This window comes from Lamprobacter modestohalophilus (assembly GCF_016583905.1).
Lineage (GTDB): Bacteria > Pseudomonadota > Gammaproteobacteria > Chromatiales > Chromatiaceae > Lamprobacter > Lamprobacter modestohalophilus.
The window spans coordinates 30,001-49,462 of record NZ_NRRY01000039.1; the positions used below are offsets into that span (position 1 = coordinate 30,001).

The following is a 19,462-nucleotide window of genomic DNA, read 5'->3' on the forward strand; positions in this document are numbered from 1 at the left end:
ACCGTACCCAAAACCGACACAGGTGGGCAGGGTGAGAATCCCAAGGCGCTTGAGAGAACTCTGGTGAAGGAACTAGGCAAAATGGTACCGTAACTTCGGGAGAAGGTACGCCCCTGTTACGTGAAGCCCCTTGCGGGCGGAGCGGAGAGGGGTTGCAGTGACCAGGCCGCTGCGACTGTTTACTAAAAACACAGCACTCTGCAAACGCGAAAGCGGACGTATAGGGTGTGACGCCTGCCCGGTGCCGGAAGGTTAATTGATGGGGTTATCTTCGGAGAAGCTCTTGATCGAAGCCCCGGTAAACGGCGGCCGTAACTATAACGGTCCTAAGGTAGCGAAATTCCTTGTCGGGTAAGTTCCGACCTGCACGAATGGCGTAACGATGGCGGCACTGTCTCCACCAGAGACTCAGTGAAATTGAAATCTCGGTCAAGATGCCGAGTACCCGCGGCTAGACGGAAAGACCCCGTGAACCTTTACTACAGCTTTGCACTGGACTTTGAACCTACTTGTGTAGGATAGGTGGGAGGCTTTGAAGCGGCGACGCCAGTTGCCGTGGAGCCAACCTTGAAATACCACCCTGGTATGTTTGAAGTTCTAACCTAGGCCCGTGATCCGGGTCAGGGACAGTGCATGGTGGGTAGTTTGACTGGGGCGGTCTCCTCCCAAAGAGTAACGGAGGAGCGCGAAGGTACCCTCAGCGCGGTCGGAAATCGCGCATTGAGTGCAAAAGCATAAGGGTGCTTGACTGCGAGACAGACACGTCGAGCAGGTGCGAAAGCAGGCTTTAGTGATCCGGTGGTCCTGTATGGAAGGGCCATCGCTCAACGGATAAAAGGTACTCCGGGGATAACAGGCTGATACCGCCCAAGAGTTCATATCGACGGCGGTGTTTGGCACCTCGATGTCGGCTCATCACATCCTGGGGCTGAAGTCGGTCCCAAGGGTATGGCTGTTCGCCATTTAAAGTGGTACGCGAGCTGGGTTTAGAACGTCGTGAGACAGTTCGGTCCCTATCTGCCGTGGGCGTTGGAGATTTGAGGGAAGCTGCTCCTAGTACGAGAGGACCGGAGTGGACGTACCCCTGGTGTTCCGGTTGTCACGCCAGTGGCATTGCCGGGTAGCTACGTACGGACGGGATAACCGCTGAAAGCATCTAAGCGGGAAGCCCCTCCCAAGATAAGATCTCCCTGGGCACTCGATGCCCCTGAAGGTCCGTCGTAGACCACGACGTTGATAGGCGGGATGTGGAAGCTGGGTAACCAGTGAAGCTAACCCGTACTAATTGACCGTGTGGCTTGACCATATAACACCCAAACATTTTGGACTGCTGAGCGCACACCGCTCGCACCTCCGCGATCACACCAAACAATAGGCCATCGGCTCAACACCCGATGCGCCTCCGATTTTCCTGGCGACCAAAGAGCACTGGAACCACCTGATCCCATACCGAACTCAGCAGTGAAACGGTGCATCGCCGATGATAGTGTGGGGCCTCCCCATGCGAAAGTAGGTCATCGCCAGGGTTTATTTGCCTACATGGCTGGAAAGCCCACTCGTAATTTTTTACGAGTGGGCTTTTTTATTTGTTCTGATTTTGAGCGCGCGCCGTATTGTTTAGGTGGATGCTTTTTTGGGCTATGCGTTCAGAACCCGACTGAACAATCGCAAGTGCCAAATGACCTTGAGACTGAAGTGGAACTCAGTTCTGCGCGCAGTGGCTATGAAGCTACTGCGCTATGTTTGTTGACGTTATTTTCAGTCTGGCTAGGAAGTCAGATCCGCGTTGTGCTGGTTTTCAGCGCAAACAATCCCCGTGTGTCGAAGCAGGGCTTCGATGGTGGGCTCATGGCCGCGAAATCCGACATAGAGCTCCATCGGGTCGGCGGAACCGCCGCGTTCGAGGATTTGCTCGCGGAATGCGCGTCCGCTCTGCACATCCAGTATGCCGCGCTCTTCGAATAGTGAGAAAGCGTCAGCGGCCAACAGCTCTGCCCATTTGTAGCTGTAGTAGCCCGCAGCGTAACCGCCGGCGAAGATGTGTGAAAAGCCGTGAGCGAAGCGATTGAAGGCCGGCGGTTGGATCGGTGCTAACTTGCTCCTGACCTCAGCCAAGATCTCCGGGAAGCGGCTCCCTGTTTCAGGTGCGTACTCGAGATGGAGGCGAAAGTCGAACATGGCGAATTCAAGCTGCCTTACCGTTTGCATGGCGGACTGAAAGTTGCGAGCCGATCGCATGCGCTGATAGAGCGCTTCAGGTAGTTGCTGCCCGGTCTCCCAATGGGTCGCAAAGAGATCCAATGCTTCGCGCTCCCAACACCAATTTTCGAGGAATTGACTTGGTAGCTCGACTGCGTCCCAGGGTACGCCGTTGATACCGGCCACAGCCGGATAGTCGACGCGAGTCAGCATATGATGCAGGCCATGGCCAAACTCATGGAATAGGGTCTGCACTTCGTCGTGCGTCAGAAGGGTAGGCTGGCCGTTCACGGCAGGGGTAAAATTGCAGACCAAGTAAGCAATTGGGATCTGGTGGCGATGTTTACTAATCAGTCGATTGGTGCAGACATCCATCCATGCCCCGCCGCGCTTCTTTTGTCTCGCGAATGGGTCAAGATAGAACTGCGCAATCAGTTCGCCATCGCCATTGGTGATCTGATAAAAGCTAACGTCTGGGTGCCAGACATCGGCTTCGCCTGGTTCCGGCTTGATATGGACATCGAATAGGCGTTCCGCAATCTGGAACATGCCTTGGAGAACCCGATTCAATGCAAAATAGGGCTTTAGCTCTTCGTCACTAATGGCGTATTGGGACTGTCGCAGGCGTTCGGACCAGTAGGAGGCGTCCCATGCTTCGAGCTGTTCGGGGCCACCGTTGGCGCGAGCGAATGCTTGGAGGCTATCCATTTCGTGGCGTGCTTGCGGCGCAGAGCGTTGTGCGAGATCCTCGAGGAACGCCATGACCTCCGTCGTGCTCCGCGCCATCTTGGGCTCGAGTGATACCTCGGCGAAGTTGTCGAATCCCAGCAGCTTCGCTTGCTCATGGCGCAGCGCAAGCAGCGCCTCGATGACTTCGGTATTGTCCCAGCGCCCGGCGTTCGGCCCCTGATCTGAGGCACGGGTTGCGTAGGCTTCATACAGCTCTCGCCTGAGCTCGCGATTGTGCGCGTACTTCATCACTGGGAGGTAGGATGGGAGATCCAGGGTCAGTACCCAGCCCTTCAGATCACGTTCTTCCGCCAAGTGATTGGCCAGCCCGATAGCAGATTCAGGCAGGCCGTCGAGTGTGTCGAGGTTGGTGAGGTGCTTATGCCATGCATGGGTGGCATCGAGCAGGTTCTCCTCGTATTTGGCGCTGAGACGAGATAACTCTCGGTTGATCTCTTTAAAGCGTGCCTTCGACTCTGGCGGCAGGTCGACGCCCGCGAGGTGCATGTCTCGGAGCGCATTCGAGAGCATCTTGCGCTGTGCTGGATCTAGGTCGTCGGTCTCTAAGACCTGTTTATAGCCACAGTAAAGGGACTCGTTATGACCCATTTCGGTTGTGTACTCGCTGAGCTTGGGAAGGCAGGCGTTATAGGCCACCCGTAGCTCGTCGGAACTCATTACGGCGTTGAGATGGCTGATGGGCGACCAGGCGCGAGCAAGTCGGTCATCTTCTTCTTCGATCGGTTGGACGAATGAGTCCCAGGTTGCCGTGGTCGTGTCCACGGTGAGGCTCTGGACTAGACGCCTGCCATTGCTGATGCATTGTTCGATCGCGGGCTCGACATGCTCCGGTCTGATTGCGTTGAAATTAGGATGGGGTAGGTCGTTAAGGAGTGGATTTGGCATAGGATACCAGCAGGGTTAGCGGGCGCGTATCTGCGCCATGTGTAGCGCCTGAGATGCCGGTTCCTGACCGCTGTTTCAAACCGGCCTAGTTCGAACTGGTTCGGTCTAGTTTGTGAGAAAGCCACTGTTTTCGATCTCCGGCACCCGTCCACTGCGCAGCATCCGAAGCTGATCTCGGGCTGGTCGGGGTTTGAATAGCCGAGGTATGCACAGGTAGTGCCGCCAGAGTTCTTTGCGTGCTGCATCGCCCGCCGATGCTCCGATTGGCTGCCAGTCGTCTCCGCCGGTCGCGAGCTTGAAGGCCCTGCCGTGGCCGAAGGCGTAGAGACGGTAAGCGCCGTTTGGCGTGCAACGAATGCCTTCGAAGGTGACGTTGCGTGCGCCGCTGCCCGCTTCAGCAACGATGGTATAGCGAACCACGCCGTCGCGACCGGTGGCGAGGCTGGCGCGGTCGATCGAGTAGGTGAAAAGCGCGTTGGGGCGATCCAGGCGGATCTCGATGAGATCCACGTCCTTCGGCCATGCTGGCAAGCTCACAGCCCTTTCCTTCCACTTCGCTCCGGGCTTGATGCTTTTCGGGACGACCTCTTCGGGCCCGAAGACAAAAGGCGACTCGGCACTCGCAGGCGTGACCATCGTCGACAGAAGGAGGCACATGGCCAGGTTAGACAACCGCATCTTCATCACCGGTTCACGGGTTGCTTCATTGTGGTCAACAGCATATCAAAGCGCCTGCGGAACCACAGTTACGGGCTGGGGTCGTGGTAGCATCTCGGTAAGATCGATCACCCTAGAGGTACCAGGATAGCGCGATGAACAACGTCAGGAGTTATCAGGGGCTCGAGCCGCGCATTGCGGCTGATGCCTGGATTGACGAGACCGCTGTTGTCATCGGTAACGTCGAGATTCAGCCGCAGGCTTCGGTCTGGCCGACCGCAGTACTGCGCGGCGACATCCACCGCATCTTCATCGGCGCTGGCAGCAACGTTCAGGATGGCTCGGTGCTCCACGTCTCGCACGACAGTCGTTTTCTACCTGGTGGTGCGCCGACGATTGTCCACGAGCGCGTTACCATTGGCCACCACGCCACCTTACATGGCTGTGAAGTGCATGATCATTGTTTGATCGGCATTGGCGCCAGGGTACTGGATCGGGCCGTCTTGCGTCCTCGACTGATGCTGGCAGCCGGCGCGGTCGTGCCGCCCGGCAAGGTCTTGCAAAGCGGCTTCATGTACATCGGGGCGCCGGCCAAGCCGGCTCGGACCTTGACCGACCTCGAGCTCGAGTATCTAGACTACGCTGCTCAGCATTACATTGAGCTGGCAATCAAGCATCGTGCGACAGCGCTCTAACGATCATGGTGCGGCGCCACTCCAGAAAAGACATCGCGTGAGATTCACGTCAACGTTAACATGGCGCGTCACCACCTCCAGGCACTGAAGCGCTTGATTCGCGTTCACACCTGCTCTGGCGACGGTTCCGCGCCGGACAAACAGCTCAGGCTGGGGCTCTTTGCGCATCCTCATGGTGCCGGTGGCGCGAAATCGGGGAAACTGTTGGGCTTGGGTTTAGCCTGTTCGAGCCGGGCGGGTGACCGCGAAGCAGTCCCTTCATCCTCCAGAGCGGCGCTAGGGTGGCGATACGCTAAGCTAAGCACCTTAACCTGAATCTCGCGCGATTGATCAACCGCAGGAGCGCGGTGCCAGGCGAGTAAGTCCGTTGCGATCGTTGCTCCCGTTTGGGTCCATGAGCCCGTATCCGAAACACGCGATGTCGAAATCGATTCCTATCATCGTGATCCTGCTCCTAGGCAGCCTATTGCTTTGGCTGTCGTTTGCCTGGGAGCCTGCTCCGGTCGGCAAGATGGGCCATAGTCCGCTGGAGCTGGAGGCACGTCCAGTCGGCGGAGATTTTGAGTTGAGTTCGGCTGAGGGGCCAGTCAAGCTGTCGGATTTCCAGGGTAAGGTGGTTCTGCTCTACTTCGGCTACACCTTCTGCCCAGACATTTGTCCGACCAATCTGGCCATCATCGCGCTCGCACTGCGGGGGTTAGACGCTGACGCGCTCGACCAAGTGCAGGTCCTCTTCGTGAGCGTCGATCCTGAACGGGATACGCCAGAGCGTCTCGCTGGTTACGTCCAGTATTTTCACCCGAGCATACTTGGGCTGACTGGATCGGCTCAGGAGCTGGCTGCTGCTGCCAAACAGTATGGTGCGGCTTACCAACGGAACGATGCGGGCAGCTCGGCGATGGGGTATACGGTCGACCATTCGGCCTATACCTACGTGATCGATCAAGCTGGACGTTTGGATGAGGTGCTCGATCATGCGACGCCGGCTGAAGAGATCGGCGCGATCCTGCGCAGTCACCTTGGCGAGACCAACCAAAGCTAGGTTGCAACCAACGCTGATGATTGCAGCCTGTGTCGAAGCTGAGAGTGACGCCAGTTCGCAGCTTTGTTGGAACTTCTCTGACGGCAGGCCGTCTCTAGCCTGCACAGGCATCGAGCCCGGGAGCCCGGGTTGACGCGTTGACCTAAATTGTTAATTTCTGATATATATACCTGGATTTGCATGGTCAAGGCTCAAGCCGGTGGCCCGCCATCCACGAATATCGACGCAACGGTAGTGACTATGAAGACATCGCTGATCGCCGGAATCTTTTCCTCCACCATGCTTACGCTGGTCGGCATCCATGCCGCCTCTGCGAGCGAGCTTTCGACCGACGTCGGCGGCGATGTGCAGAAAGGGAAAGAGAAGGCTGGCCAGATTTGCCAGGCCTGTCATGGTCTTGATGGTAACGGTATCCCGGGCCAGCCGGTCTGGCCGAAGCTCGCGGGTCAGCATCCGCGATACATCTACAAGCAGCTACAGAACTTTAAGAACGGCGAGCGCTGGAACGCACAGATGACGCCGATGGCGATGCCTCTGAGCGATGAGGAGATGCGCAATATGGCCGCCTACTATTCTAGCCTTCCTCAATCTGGCGGTATCGCCGAAGAGGAACTGGTGGCGAAGGGCGAACGCATCTACCGTGCTGGTAACGCGGCGACCGGCGTGCCCGCCTGCTCTGGCTGCCACGGTCCAGCAGGGCTTGGCAGTAATCTTGCTCGGTTCCCGCGGATTGCCGGCCAGTACTCGGAATATACCGCCCAAACGCTTGATTACTTCCGGAATGCAGAGCGGGCCAATGATCCTAACGGCATGATGCGCGGGGTCGCTGCAAATCTGAAGGACGACGAGATCGAGGCGGTCGCTGCTTATATCGAAGGGCTCAGCCAGTAACTGAGCGCGTCAATCAAGCTGTTGCTCGTCTAGACTCCTCTATCTGGTTTTCGCCATAGGCGAGGTTGGCGTTCATCGCCAGCCTCGCTCTGTCTACCCGATCTGCGCTGGATGTTTGGCGACAACCTGTCCTAGAAACTGCCGAGCCCCGAATTATTACTTGGCCGCACGAGTGCACAGTGAACAGCCTCCGCCTGCTCACCTTCAACATCCAGGCAGGCATCGAATCGCGGCGCTATCGCGACTATTTCGCCAACAGCTGGAAACATCTGATTCCGCACGCGGCGCGGCAACGCAATCTCGCAAGCATCGGCGCCCTTCTGCAAGGGTTTGACATTATCGGGCTACAAGAGGTCGACGCCGGAAGTCTGCGGAGCGCTTATATCGATCAGGCGAAGTATCTCGCGCAGGAAGCCGGTTACCCCTACTGGATGTCGCAGGTCAACCGCGAGCTTGGCCATCTCGCTCGGCATAGCAATGGACTCCTGAGCCGAATCCGTCCGGGGGCTGTGACTGAGCACAAGCTACCCGGGCTCCCCGGCCGTGGCGCCATGGTGGTCGAATTCCCAACCAACGCCAACGAGCCGTTTGCCGTCTGTGTGCTCCATCTTGCCCTTGGGCGTCGAGCCCAGCGCCGCCAGCTTGATTACTTGGTCGATATTGCCCGGAGCTACCGAATGATCGTCCTGATGGGCGATTTTAACTGCGGATGCGGATCTCGACTGTTGCGCGCTTCAATCGCTGCAGCGGGCCTGCGCGGCCTCGACTGCGAGCTGAAGACCTTTCCGAGCTGGCGTCCGGAGCGCAACCTCGATCACATCTTAGTTTCGCCGCATTTGCGCATTACCGCTGCGCGTGTTCTCGACTACGCGTTGTCGGATCATCTTCCAATCAGCATGGAGGTTGAGCTGCCGGACGGTGTTGATCTGCTAGCGCCCGAAGCGGGAGCTGTTGCTGCGTTGCGATCTGGCCTCGCGACAGAAGCTTGATCGTGCTGGGGGCTTCCAGACGCGTTTCCGGCACATTGCCGCCATCCTTCTTCGTTTGAAGTGCCCTGTGTCGGTCTAATCCTGGACATAAAAGTACCGCCAGGGACCCAGTTCGATCTGCTCAAGCAGTGTGAAGAAGGCGGGCAACGGCCGACCCTCGCCCGGGAAGACTGGTTCAAGGTTGACGAAGAGACGTCCGGCACCGCCTTGGCGACCCCAGCCCCAGGACCAGCCCGGCGCGTCAGCGCCACAGCTGGTGCAATTCAGTATCGGCAGTTCGCCATTGATGGTCTGGTCAATCTGTTCCTGCCAGTCTACTAACGGGCGTCGACACTGAGCGCAGCGAGGTGGGCGGGTGTTGCGGCCACGACGTAACCTTGGCGCATCGAACGGCCCATCGATCTCGATTGCGAGCCCCGCCCCCTTATCTGGCCCTTGGTCGAACTGCACGGCGCAGCCCGTAAAGCCGATGTACTCGAATAAACGCTCGCCCGGCGCGAACCGCATGGCGCTTGCCGGCGATGCTGTCGCGATCAGACCGCCATCGAGTAGCTGTGCTACCAGGCTTTGGCTTGGTGCTGCAGCCATCGGGTCTTCTGGGCTCAATAGCAGCCTGCCGTTATGGAGGCGTAGGTCTGTTGCCGATCTCGCTGTACTGATACTGATCATCAGAATCAATGACTCCTAGGCGTTATTTCAATCGTGTGCGAGAGGATGAAACCCAGGGCGAGCCTAACTTGTCGAAGTTCATCAACGCTCGTTTGCCCTCTGATAGAGAGATGCTGCTTGCCATGTTGCATGTTGCTCGCCCTAGGCTTGTCGTCACAGTTGCCGTTCTTGCCGCTGCAATAGTGTTGCCGGCACTTGGTGGCACGACGGCGACTCCTGCTGTTGAGCCCGAAATCAACCAGCATTATTTGGACGCCGACCCGGAGCGCTGGAAGGCTGTCTTCGAGCGCGAGGGCCGAGAGTTGTACGATCGCCGCGTGCAGATTGTTGATGCACTGCAGCTGCAACCCGGTGATTCAGTCGCCGATCTTGGTGCTGGCACCGGGCTCTTCACGATGCTGTTCGCCGAGCGCGTCGGTCCCGCCGGTCGCGTGTACGCCGTCGATATCTCGCCATCGTTTATCGATGCGATCGCCGTGCGGGCGAACGCCCTCGGGCTCGGAAACGTCGTGCCCATTGTCAATTCGCAGCAGACGGTTGAATTGCCGCCGGACAGCGTTGATCTGGTCTTCATCGCCGATACCTATCATCACTTTGAGTATCCGCAGCTGATGCTTGACTCGATTCGCGCTGCGCTGCGTCCAACGGGGCGCCTGGCGTTGATCGACTTTCGGCGCATGCCTGGCTTGAGTTCGAGCTGGGTCATGGGTCATGTGCGCGCTGGCCGGGCCCAGGTGATCGACGAGCTAGAGGCGGCGGGATTCGAACTGGTTAAGGAGCCCCTGGCACTCCAGGGCAACTACTTCCTGCTGTTTCGCAAGTAAAGGAGGGAACGGCTGTGCCGGTACAGCAACGACCGGCACGCTGACGGTCCGTGCTGTGAAGACGCGTCTGCTGCCGCTTAGGACCGGTTCAAAAACAACGTGAACAGTTGGTCAGGCCGATTATTGGAACCGCTGCACTTGCTCCACCCTGCCTGTGCAGGTCGTTTTGATTGTGGCCTAGCATCAGAATTGCGTCGCGCTTGGTCGCTCAGCTCCAGACAGCGCCTTAACGGCATTGACCGCTGCATGGCCGGCAGTGTCGATGTCTGCCTCTTTACCGGAGAGTGTCAGGCGGCCGAAAGCGCCGACCGCGCGAACGTCGATCAAGGTGATATTGGCCGCTTTCTCGGCCTCATTCGCGGCGTAGACGATGTAGCCCGCAGGCTCGGTCTCCAAGATGAACATGCTTTGTCCGGGCAGGATCATCGAGCCGCGCCGGTTCTGGCGGTTGATCAAGACGGTGTGATCTGGCGTCATCGCGCGGATCACCTCGTTCCAAGCGATTCGGCACTTCTGCCGATCATCCTCGCGCGCCCGCAGCGTACGCAGGACGGCGTTACCGGCCTCGAGGACATCACTCTGATCGCGCTGATGGATGACCATCGAGCCGAATGCGCGCTCCACAACCTGCTGTCCGAGATGGACGCGGGTCGCCTTGAGTGCGACATCGGTGAGCCGATGCACGGCCATGCCTGGCGAGACCTCGATCCACATGCAGGCATCGCCGGGCACCGGCAAAAAGCCCTGGGACACCGTGCCGAGGTATTCGGCAAGCTGCGGCTGTAGGGAGTCGATGTAGATATAGGTGCGAAGCTTGATCATGCGGTCCCTTCCGGGGCTTGGGTGAGTCGTTCCAGCTTGTTCTGCAGGAATGCAATATGGAGGCGAAGCTGGTAAAGCTGGTCGGAGTAGCCCAGCGGTACATCAACCTGTGCGACGTCCCTCTCGATCATGTTGAGTGCTGCGTGCAGCTTATGCAGGCGCCTGGCGTCGAGCTGGGCGGCGTCGAGCTCGAGATCGATGCTCTTTAGGTCCTTGTACCAATGCAGGATGCGCCGGCGAATCCGCCAGCGATAGGCTGGAGGCAGCATCTTTGAGAGTGGCAGCAGCAGCGCAAGCAACGGCACCAGCATGATCTTGATACGGTCGATCCAGTTAGCGACCCAGAAAGGTAGCCAACGTTGCAGTAAGGGCGGGCCGCTCTTGTAGAAGCGCGCGGCATCACTGTTCAACGGAAAATCGCTGTTGGCTGAGGTCGGGAAACTGTCGGCGCCGGACAGCAGATGTTGTCCGCTATGGACTTCAGCGGCAGCAGAGAGCACTAAGGCGACCAACGCCGGGTGGAAGTTTTCGCGTGCAACCAGATTTGCCGTTGCTGCGATCATCTGCAAGTCTTCCGCAGGTACATTGCGTTTGAGGTCCAGCGTTCCTTCGGGCAATTTCAGTATCGTCAACCAGTCATACCGGCGAGCATAGGCGTCCGCGCGCCCAAGGTTCTGAAGCTCGATCTGCTGGTCTGCGACTAGCTTCAGAAGCAACGGCGAGTCTGGTGAGCCGACGACAAACATCAGGTCAAGGTCACCATTCGCGAGGCGCTGGCCGGAGGTCTCGGTACCCTCGACGACGAGGTCTGCATTGCCCGTATCGATGCCATTGGCGGCCAGGATGCGCTGCACCAGAAAGCGTGTTCCGCTGTCTTCCGGGCCGATGCCAATGCGAGCGCCCTGTAACTGATTCAGTGGAATCGGCCTGCTGCCGGTTCGGGTCAACAACCAGACGGGCTCGTAGAACAGGCTGCCGAGCCCAGACAGCTCGGCGCTCTGGGCCTTGCTTGCGACCCCACCTTGGATCAAGGCGAGATCCACATCGCGCTCCGGCTGCAACATCAGCGCCAGATTATCCACCGAGCCTTGCGTCTCGATCAGCTCGAGCTCGATGCCGTTTCTGGCCAGGATCGCCTGATAACGCTTCGCGTACTGATAATAGGCCCCTTCCGGATGACCGGTTGCCATACTGATCTGGCGTGGCGGTGCTGGTTTGACGAACTGCAAGGCAACAGCAATCCCCGCGATGACCAAGAGTGCGCCGCCGCCAAACAGCGCGAGCATCTCCAGCCTTCCGCGCAGTTTGAAGCTGCGACGTTGCGGATTCATCAAAAGCAGGGTTCCGGGCCGATCGACTGCTGATCCCGGTGCCCATCGTCAAGGTCGACCGCAGCAGGGACTAAACCCCTAATGATACCGCAATTTCCATACGAGAGCCGTGGCTGAGGCTGCGCAAGATGCGCCAAACGTTGATCTGGAGGTCAACGCGTCTGACGTAAACAGCATGAACGGCCGGCGACATTGGCTGAACCTTCACGGCGCGTGACCAACCCTGTACCTCTTCAACTAGCATCGCTGATCGAGGTGTTCCGCTTGTTTCTGAGCTGTGTTTAACGTCGGGCGCGGAAGAATGCGCGCAGCAGCTCGCTCGAGTCATCAGCGAGCACGCCACCGGTGCAGAGGGTGCGATGATTGAAACGGCCATCTGACGGCAGCAGATCGAACACTGAGCCGCAGGCGCCGCCCTTGGGGTCGCTGGCGCCGTAGATGAGGTGCCGGATGCGAGCGTGGACGATGGCTGAGGCACACATCGGGCAGGGCTCTAAGGTCACATAGAGGTCCGCTCCCGGTAGCCGATAGTTCTCAGCGAATCGGGCTGCCGCACGTAATGCCTGGATCTCGGCATGGGCGGTCGGGTCGTGGCTCGCGATGGGCTGGTTCCAGCCTTCGCCAAGGATCTCGCCGTCGCGGACGACCAGCGCGCCGACCGGGACCTCGCCTTCCTCGGAGGCCCGTTCAGCGAGCTCGAGGGCACGCTGCATCCAGCGTTCATGCGGCGGCTGGCCCCCATGCTCGTCGGTTGGTGAAACGGCGGCCTCAGCGGTTGGCATCGAGAGCGCTTGACTCACTCCCACTCGATCGTGCCCGGCGGTTTGCCGGTCACGTCATAGACGACGCGGGAGACACCGGGCACCTCATTCACAATCCGGGTGCTGACATGCTCGAGGAAGTCATAGGGCAGATGCGCCCAACGCGCTGTCATGAAGTCCACCGTCTCGACCGCCCGCAGTGCAATCACATGTTCATAGCAGCGGTTGTCACCAACCACACCGACCGAGCGCACCGGTAGGAATACCGCAAAGGCCTGCGAGACCCGATCATAAAGCTCGGCGTGGCGCAGTTCTTCAATGAAGAGATGGTCCGCGAGCCGCAGTGTATCGGCAGAGTCCTTCTGCACCTCGCCCAGGATGCGCACGCCGAGCCCGGGGCCGGGGAAGGGATGGCGATAGACCATCTCAGCGGGCAGGCCGAGCTCGATGCCGATGCGCCGCACCTCGTCCTTGAACAGCTCGCGCAGCGGTTCGACCAGTCCGAGGCGCATGCGCTCCGGCAGCCCGCCAACATTGTGATGCGACTTGATCACCTTGGCCTTGCCGGTCTTGGCGCCGGCCGACTCGATCACATCCGGATAGATCGTCCCCTGCGCGAGCCATTTGACGCCGGGGAGCTTGGCCGCCTCGGCCTCGAAGACCTCGATGAAGGTATTGCCAATGCGTTTGCGCTTTGCCTCTGGATCGCTGACGCCCGCGAGCTGTTTGAGGAACTGGGCCTCGGCATCGACCCGTAGCACGCGCACGCCCATGTGACGAGCGAAGGTGGCCATCACCTGATCGCCCTCGCCCTGGCGCAGCAGGCCATTGTCGACGAAGACGCAGGTCAGACGATCGCCGATGGCGCGATGGAGCAGCGCTGCGACCACCGATGAGTCGACCCCGCCGGACAGGCCGAGCAACACCTCGTCATCCCCGGTCTGGGCATGGATGGCGCTGATCGCGTCCTCGATGATGTTGGATGGCGTCCACAGACGGCCACAGCCACAGATCTCGTGGCAAAAGCGCTCGATAATGCGTTGGCCCTGACGCGTATGGGTGACTTCCGGATGGAACTGGATGCCATAGAATCGACGCGCCTCGTCAGCAATCCCGGCCAGCGGTGCGTTGGTGGTCGTGGCGATGACCGAGAAGCCGTCCGGCAGACGCTCAACGCGATCGCCATGGCTCATCCAGACATCAAGCAGTCCATAACCTTCTAAGCTGGTCTGGTCTTCGATGTCGCGTAGCAGCCGTGAATGACCACGGGCGCGCACCTGTGCATAGCCATACTCACGCTGCTGCGCGGGTGCGACCTCACCACCGAGCTGAGCGGCCATGGTTTGCATGCCATAACAGATGCCAAGCACCGGCACATCGAGCTCGAAGATCAAGTCCGCTGCCCGCGGAGTCTCCTGTGCATGCGCGGATTGCGGACCCCCAGAGAGGATGATCCCAGCGGGTTTGAAGTCCTGGATCAGCTCAGGCGGCATATCCCAGGGATGCAGCTCGCAGTAGACGCCGGCCTCACGCACCCGGCGCGCAATCAGCTGGGTGTACTGGGAGCCGAAATCGAGGATCAGAAGACGGTCGGCGTGGATGTTAGACATGAGGGTCTCGAGTGGCTCGCCGGAGCGGGCGGCCGAATGCGCGTTGAAGTCGTTTCCAGTGATCGAGTCGTTTCACCGGCTCACTGGAGCTGGCAAGCCGGAAGGCTTCCCGTTGCAGTGCTCGCCATCTCCGTCAGGCATCAGTTATCAATGCGGTAGTTCGGCGCCTCTTTAGTGATTTGCACATCATGCACATGCGACTCGCGCATGCCCGCGGCACTGACGCGCACGAACATCGGTTTGGTGCGCATCTCCTCGATGGTTCGGCAGCCGGTGTAGCCCATGCTCGAGGCCAGTCCACCAATCAACTGAGTGGTCACATTGAGCACGCTGCCTTTGTACGGCACGCGCCCTTCGATGCCCTCCGGTACCAGCTTCTCCTTATCGGTCTGCTCCTGGAAGTAGCGATCACTGGAGCCATCCTTCTGGCCCATGGCGGCAAGCGAGCCCATGCCGCGATACGACTTATACGAACGGCCCTGATAGATCTCGACCTCGCCGGGTGCCTCGTCAGTGCCGGCGAAGAGTCCGCCGACCATGACGCTATGGGCACCTGCGGCGATCACCTTGGCGACGTCGCCCGAGTAGCGCAGCCCGCCGTCGGCGATCAGTGGCACCCCGGTACCCTCGAGCGCCCCGGTCACGTTGCTGACCGCCGTGATCTGCGGTACGCCAACCCCGGCGACGATGCGCGTGGTGCAGATCGACCCTGGGCCAATGCCGACCTTAACGGCGTCGGCGCCAGCCTCGACCAGCGCGGTTGCGGCATCGGCTGTCGCAATGTTGCCGCCGATCACCTGTACATCCGGAAAATGCTGCTTGATCCAGCGCACGCGATCCAAGACCCCCTGCGCATGACCATGGGCGGTGTCGACCACCAGCACATCGACGCCAGCTTCGACCAGTGCGGTCACCCGCTCATCCGTGCCCTGTCCGACGGCAACGGCCGCGCCGACCCGCAGACGCTCATGTGAATCACGCGAGGCCTTCGGGAAGTCGGTCGCCTTCTGGATATCCTTCACCGTGATCAGCCCGCGCAGCTCGAAGGCGTCGTTGACCACTAATAGCTTCTCGATCCGATGTTGATGCAGCAACGCGACTACCTCGTCGCGGCTGGCGCCCTCCTTGACCGTGACCAGACGCTCGCGCGGTGTCATGATGGCGGAGACAGGCGCATCCATCCGGCGCTCGAAGCGCAGATCACGACCGGTGACAATACCGGCCAGCCGACTCCCTTCAGTCACAGGGACGCCGGAGATATTGTGCGCGCGGGTTAGCGCCAGCACCTCGCCGATACTCAGATCCGGCGCGACCGTGATCGGATCGCGTATGATGCCGCTCTCATACTTCTTGACCGCAAGCACCTCGCGCGCTTGGCGCTCGACCGACAGGTTCTTGTGCACGATACCAATGCCGCCCTCGAGTGCCATCGCGATCGCGAGTCGCGATTCGGTCACGGTATCCATCGCCGCCGAGACCAGCGGGATCTTCAGCTCGATCTCTCGCGTGAGCAGGGTGCTGAGGTCGACCGCGTTTGGGGTGACAGTTGAATGCGCTGGGACGAGCAGCACGTCGTCGAATGTCAGGGCTTCCTCGATCAGGCGCATGGCGGAACCTCGAAAACTGGGGATGGGTTGGAACCACGCAGAGCGGTGGATTCCGAAAAGTTAACTCACTATCATAGGAATTCAAGCAGGTATCGGCAACGACATCCTGCAATCGTAGCCGATGCCGGTGCGGCTAACCTACCCCATGCCGACCTCTCCAGCCTCCCCCATCATCGATTTTTCGCGCGACATCTACAGTGTCTCGCGCCTCAATGCCGAGGTGCGTGCGGTCCTCGATAGCAGCTTCCCGCTGCTCTGGGTGCAGGGTGAGCTGTCCAACCTCTCGCAGCCGGCCTCTGGCCACCTCTATTTCAGCCTCAAGGATGGCGCCTCGCAGGTGCGCTGCGCGATGTTCAAGAGCAAGCGCCGGTTGCTCAGCGTGCGGCCGGCCAACGGCCAGCAACTCTTGGTCCGCGCCCGCGTTGGGCTTTACGAACAGCGTGGCGACTATCAGCTGATCGTTGAACAGATGGAGCCGGCTGGCGATGGTGCCCTGCGCTTGGCGCTCGAGCAGCTCAAGCGCCGCCTCGCCGCCGAGGGGCTGTTCACCGAAGAGCGTAAGCGGCCGCTGCCGGCCTATCCGCGCCAGGTTGGGCTGATCACCTCGGCCAGTGGCGCTGCCGTGCATGATCTGCTGACGGTGCTCGGGCGGCGCTTCCCGCTGCTGCCGGTGCTGATTTACCCCAGCGCGGTTCAAGGGGCAGCGGCAGCCCAGGAATTGATTGCGGCGATCGAGCTGGCCAATCGGCGCCGAGACTGCGATCTGCTGATCTTGGCCCGCGGTGGCGGCTCGCTCGAGGACCTGATGGCATTTAACGATGAGGCGCTGGCGCGTGCGATTGGTGCTTCGGAGCTGCCGATCGTCACCGGTATCGGCCATGAGGTCGATCTCAGTATCGCTGATCTGGTGGCCGACCAGCGTGGCGCGACGCCCTCCGCGGCGGCCGAACGGGTGGCGCCTGACCGCAGTCAGGCACAGCAGCATCTGCAGGCGCTCGAGGTGCGGCTTGGGGCCGCGCTGCGGCGCGGGCTAGCAACGGCGAGCCAGCGGCTAACAGCACTTGAGCGCCATCTGCAGCTTCTGCATCCGCGCACCCGCCTCGAACAGCGCCAGCAGCGCATCGACGAGCTGCAGGGTCGTCTCGAGCGCGCTGTCGAGCGGCGCCTGGTGGATGCGAGGGCGCGCTTGGATCGATCGCAGCGGCGCCTGCAGCTGTCCTCGCCAGTGCATCGGCTGCGCCATGATGCCGACTGTTTGGCGCTCGCCCGAGAGCGCCTCGCCCATGTTGGCGCGAGCATGCTGGAGCGACGTCGCGAACGCCTAGCGATGCTCGCTGCCGGACTCCAAGCGCGCAGTCCGCTCGCCACCCTGGCGCGAGGATATGCGATCGTGACCGATGCAACGGACAGCCTGGTCTATCGGCCGCAACAAGTCCCGCCCGGCGCTCGGATTCGAGTTCGGGTGGCGGAAGGCAGTTTCGAGGCCCGGGTCACTGAGTCGACCGCTGCTTCTGAAAGCTAAGGCGATTGTCTTCAAATTGCCGATCAGCCTGATGCATCCAGAGCGCTCTGGGCGCGTTTCAGAAAGACCCGCATCTCCTTCACCGCTTGAGCATCGCCCTTTGCCTCAGCGACCTCGATGCCGCGGTTCAATGCCTCGACGGCCTCGGCATAGCGGCTGGCCTGCGTCAGCGCCTTGCCGTAGAGCTTCCAGGCCGCTGAATAGTTGGGGTCTTGCCCTGTCGCCTCTGCCAGATGCTCGATGGCCTGGTCGGTTTGCTCTTGCTTCAGATATTCGTTGCCAAGGCTGTAGCGCATCAGCGCCGAGTCTTGGCCTTTGGCGCGCATCGCCTCGAGATTGTCGATGATGCCCATCGGTTGGTCCGTTGTTGGTGATCATTGAGGCAAGACGATGGTCTCGATCAGGCCAAGAGGCAAGCGTCTGGGCGGTCATCACTCCAGGCGACTGTTCGCCTGCTGGTCAGCTGCCTTGAACCGAAAAACGGCAGTCGAAGACAGATCTCACGTTGTGCAGTGCGGTCTGCGTGTTCGAACAGCATGGCTCAGCGCCGCCAGAAGGCAGGGCTAAAGAGCACCAGCAGGGTAAAGATCTCGAGGCGACCGAGCAGCATCGCCATGCAAAGTATCCAAATTCCCGTGTCATGCATGTCGTAATAATGGGCGCCGACGGTGCCGAGCCCCGGACCGAGATTATTCATGCAGGCGGCCACGGCCGAGAAGGCGGTCAGCAGATCAAGCCCGGTTGCGGCGAGCGCCAGATACATCAGCGTGAAGGTTGCGACATAGAGGGAGAAGAAGCCCCAGACTGCATCGATCACACGATGGTTGATGACCTTGCCGCCGACCCGCACCGGCATCTGCGCGTTCGGATGGATCAGGCGACCGATCTCGCGCAGCCCTTGCTTGATCAGCAACAGGAACCGAATCACCTTGATGCCGCCGCCGGTTGAGCCAGCACAGCCGCCGACGAAGGCGAGAAAGATCAGCAGGATCTCGATGAACGGCGGCCAGTAGTAGAAGGCGTCGGTGGTAAAGCCGGTGGTGGTGCCGATCGAAACGGTCTGGAACAGCGCGTGGGTGAACGAGTCTTCCCAGTCGATGTAGGTGTCGGTATAGAACAGCGCGATGGTGACGATCGTGGTCACGACGATCATCAAGAACAGATAGAACCGCAGTTCGCTGTCATGGCTGTAGGCGGTGAGCGAGCGGCGCCGAAAGGCGACGAAATGCAGGGCGAAATTCATACCGGCGAGCAACATGAAGACCACCGCGATCATCTCGATCAAGGTGCTATCGAAATAGCCCATGCTTTCGTCATGGGTTGAGAAACCGCCGATGGCGACGGTCGAGAAGGCATGGCCGATGGCATCAAAACCGCCCATGCCGGCCAGCCAATAGGCAAGGGCACAGGCGATGGTGAGTCCAAGGTAGATATACCAGAGCGCCTTCGCGGTCTCGGTGATGCGCGGTGTGAGCTTATTCTCCTTCATCGGCCCGGGCATCTCGGCGCGGTAGAGCTGCATACCGCCGATCCCCAACATCGGCAGCACCGCCACGGCGAGCACGATGATCCCCATGCCGCCGAGCCATTGCAGCTGTTGGCGATACCAGAGCATCGAGTGTGGCAGATCATCGATGCTCAGGATCACGGTGGCTCCGGTTGTCGTTAGCCCCGAGATCGACTCAAACACCGAGTCCGTGAGTGAGAGATCAGGTTCCGGCGATAGCCAGAAGGGGATCGCGCCCGAGAGCCCGAGCACCACCCAGAACAGCACCACCACCAAAAAACCATCACGCACCCGCAGCTCATGACTGGCGCGAAAGGCGAGCAGCCAGTTCAGCACGCCGATGCCCAGAATCAGCGCAAACGCATAGAGAAAGGGCAGCAAGGCGCCGTCACGGTAGATGAGTGCGACGATCGCCGGTGCCAGCATCGAGAAGCTAAACAGGATCAGCAGCAGGCCGAGGACCTTCTGCACGGTCAGCAAGCGTTTCAGCATGGATGATCTGGTCTCTCGCGCAGCGGTGACGATTCGGGCACAGCGGCGCTGAGGCGACGAGCCTCAATGGCGCCAGTAAGCGGGAAGAAACAGGATCAACAGGGTAAAGATCTCCAGCCGCCCGGCAAGCATACCGAAGACGCCGAGCCATTTGACCACATCATCGACGCTTGCGAAGTTGGCAGCGACCTCACCCAGGCCGGGACCGA

The 19,462-nt window shown here is 60.1% G+C and carries 16 protein-coding genes and 2 rRNA genes (1 of these 18 cut by a window edge); 8 read left to right on the forward strand and 10 right to left on the reverse strand.

Translation table 11 applies throughout. The annotated features are described in order from the left end of the window. Both CKO42_RS18660 and rrf read left to right on the forward strand, forming a co-directional pair. Positions 1-1,306 (forward strand): 23S ribosomal RNA (locus CKO42_RS18660); it begins 1,596 nt to the left of the window's first position. A 104-nt stretch (positions 1,307-1,410) separates the two neighbouring features. Then, positions 1,411-1,526, forward strand: a 5S ribosomal RNA gene (rrf, locus tag CKO42_RS18665). 241 nt (positions 1,527-1,767) lie between these two features. Here the strand turns inward: rrf and CKO42_RS18670 are convergent. Continuing rightward, positions 1,768-3,834: a M3 family metallopeptidase gene (locus CKO42_RS18670; protein ID WP_200247344.1), complete on the reverse strand. Its 2,067-nt coding sequence runs from the start codon at positions 3,832-3,834 to the stop codon at positions 1,768-1,770. 105 nt (positions 3,835-3,939) lie between these two features. Next, entirely contained in the window at positions 3,940-4,518 is a 579-nt protein-coding gene (locus CKO42_RS18675) for a CNP1-like family protein (protein WP_200247347.1), read from the reverse strand. A 128-nt stretch (positions 4,519-4,646) separates the two neighbouring features. Here CKO42_RS18675 and CKO42_RS18680 point away from each other — a divergent pair, with 128 nt between their 5' ends. From CKO42_RS18680 to CKO42_RS18695, 4 genes are all read left to right on the forward strand, one after another. Next, a complete protein-coding gene (locus tag CKO42_RS18680) occupies positions 4,647-5,186 on the forward strand; it encodes a gamma carbonic anhydrase family protein (protein ID WP_200247349.1) in 540 nt (179 codons plus the stop codon). A gap of 418 nt (positions 5,187-5,604) precedes the next feature. Next, positions 5,605-6,228, forward strand: a complete 624-nt coding sequence (locus CKO42_RS18685; RefSeq protein WP_200247352.1) for an SCO family protein — start codon at positions 5,605-5,607, stop codon at positions 6,226-6,228. Between the two features lie 180 nt (positions 6,229-6,408). After that, positions 6,409-7,119, forward strand: a complete 711-nt coding sequence (locus CKO42_RS18690; RefSeq protein ID WP_338034953.1) for a c-type cytochrome — start codon at positions 6,409-6,411, stop codon at positions 7,117-7,119. Between the two features lie 179 nt (positions 7,120-7,298). Beyond that, positions 7,299-8,108, forward strand: a complete 810-nt coding sequence (locus CKO42_RS18695; protein ID WP_200247356.1) for an endonuclease/exonuclease/phosphatase family protein — start codon at positions 7,299-7,301, stop codon at positions 8,106-8,108. A 75-nt stretch (positions 8,109-8,183) separates the two neighbouring features. Here CKO42_RS18695 and CKO42_RS18700 read toward each other — a convergent pair whose 3' ends face one another. Next, entirely contained in the window at positions 8,184-8,777 is a 594-nt protein-coding gene (locus tag CKO42_RS18700; protein WP_200247359.1) for a hypothetical protein, read from the reverse strand. A 248-nt stretch (positions 8,778-9,025) separates the two neighbouring features. Between CKO42_RS18700 and CKO42_RS18705 the strand changes: the two genes are divergently transcribed. Beyond that, positions 9,026-9,601 carry a class I SAM-dependent methyltransferase gene (locus tag CKO42_RS18705; RefSeq protein WP_242479522.1) on the forward strand — a complete coding sequence of 192 codons (576 nt, stop codon included), beginning with the start codon at positions 9,026-9,028 and terminating at the stop codon, positions 9,599-9,601. 183 nt (positions 9,602-9,784) lie between these two features. Here CKO42_RS18705 and CKO42_RS18710 read toward each other — a convergent pair whose 3' ends face one another. The 5 genes from CKO42_RS18710 to guaB form a co-directional block, all read right to left on the reverse strand. Continuing rightward, positions 9,785-10,423 carry a BMC domain-containing protein gene (locus CKO42_RS18710; RefSeq protein ID WP_200247361.1) on the reverse strand — a complete coding sequence of 213 codons (639 nt, stop codon included), beginning with the start codon at positions 10,421-10,423 and terminating at the stop codon, positions 9,785-9,787. Next, on the reverse strand, positions 10,420-11,754 hold the full coding sequence (locus CKO42_RS18715; RefSeq protein WP_200247362.1) for a TAXI family TRAP transporter solute-binding subunit: 1,335 nt from the start codon (positions 11,752-11,754) through the stop codon (positions 10,420-10,422). The genes CKO42_RS18710 and CKO42_RS18715 overlap by 4 nt, the downstream gene beginning before the upstream one ends. A 281-nt stretch (positions 11,755-12,035) precedes the next feature. Beyond that, the gene (gene tadA / locus CKO42_RS18720; RefSeq protein ID WP_200247388.1) at positions 12,036-12,467 is read right to left on the reverse strand and encodes a tRNA adenosine(34) deaminase TadA; all 432 of its coding nucleotides are present in this window, start codon (positions 12,465-12,467) and stop codon (positions 12,036-12,038) included. 83 nt (positions 12,468-12,550) lie between these two features. Beyond that, positions 12,551-14,125, reverse strand: a complete 1,575-nt coding sequence (gene guaA / locus CKO42_RS18725) for a glutamine-hydrolyzing GMP synthase (protein WP_200247365.1) — start codon at positions 14,123-14,125, stop codon at positions 12,551-12,553. 140 nt (positions 14,126-14,265) lie between these two features. After that, a complete protein-coding gene (guaB, locus tag CKO42_RS18730; protein WP_200247367.1) occupies positions 14,266-15,732 on the reverse strand; it encodes an IMP dehydrogenase in 1,467 nt (488 codons plus the stop codon). A gap of 145 nt (positions 15,733-15,877) precedes the next feature. On the opposite strand from guaB, the gene xseA reads away from it, so the two are divergent. Further along, positions 15,878-17,254, forward strand: a complete 1,377-nt coding sequence (gene xseA, locus CKO42_RS18735; RefSeq protein WP_200247369.1) for an exodeoxyribonuclease VII large subunit — start codon at positions 15,878-15,880, stop codon at positions 17,252-17,254. A 23-nt stretch (positions 17,255-17,277) separates the two neighbouring features. On the opposite strand, the gene CKO42_RS18740 is transcribed toward xseA, so the two are convergent. Together CKO42_RS18740 and CKO42_RS18745 are read right to left on the reverse strand one after the other, a co-directional pair. Further along, a complete protein-coding gene (locus CKO42_RS18740) occupies positions 17,278-17,607 on the reverse strand; it encodes a tetratricopeptide repeat protein (RefSeq protein WP_200247371.1) in 330 nt (109 codons plus the stop codon). A gap of 188 nt (positions 17,608-17,795) precedes the next feature. Next, positions 17,796-19,253, reverse strand: a complete 1,458-nt coding sequence (locus CKO42_RS18745) for a TrkH family potassium uptake protein (RefSeq protein ID WP_200247374.1) — start codon at positions 19,251-19,253, stop codon at positions 17,796-17,798. Positions 19,254-19,462: the final 209 nt, after the last annotated feature.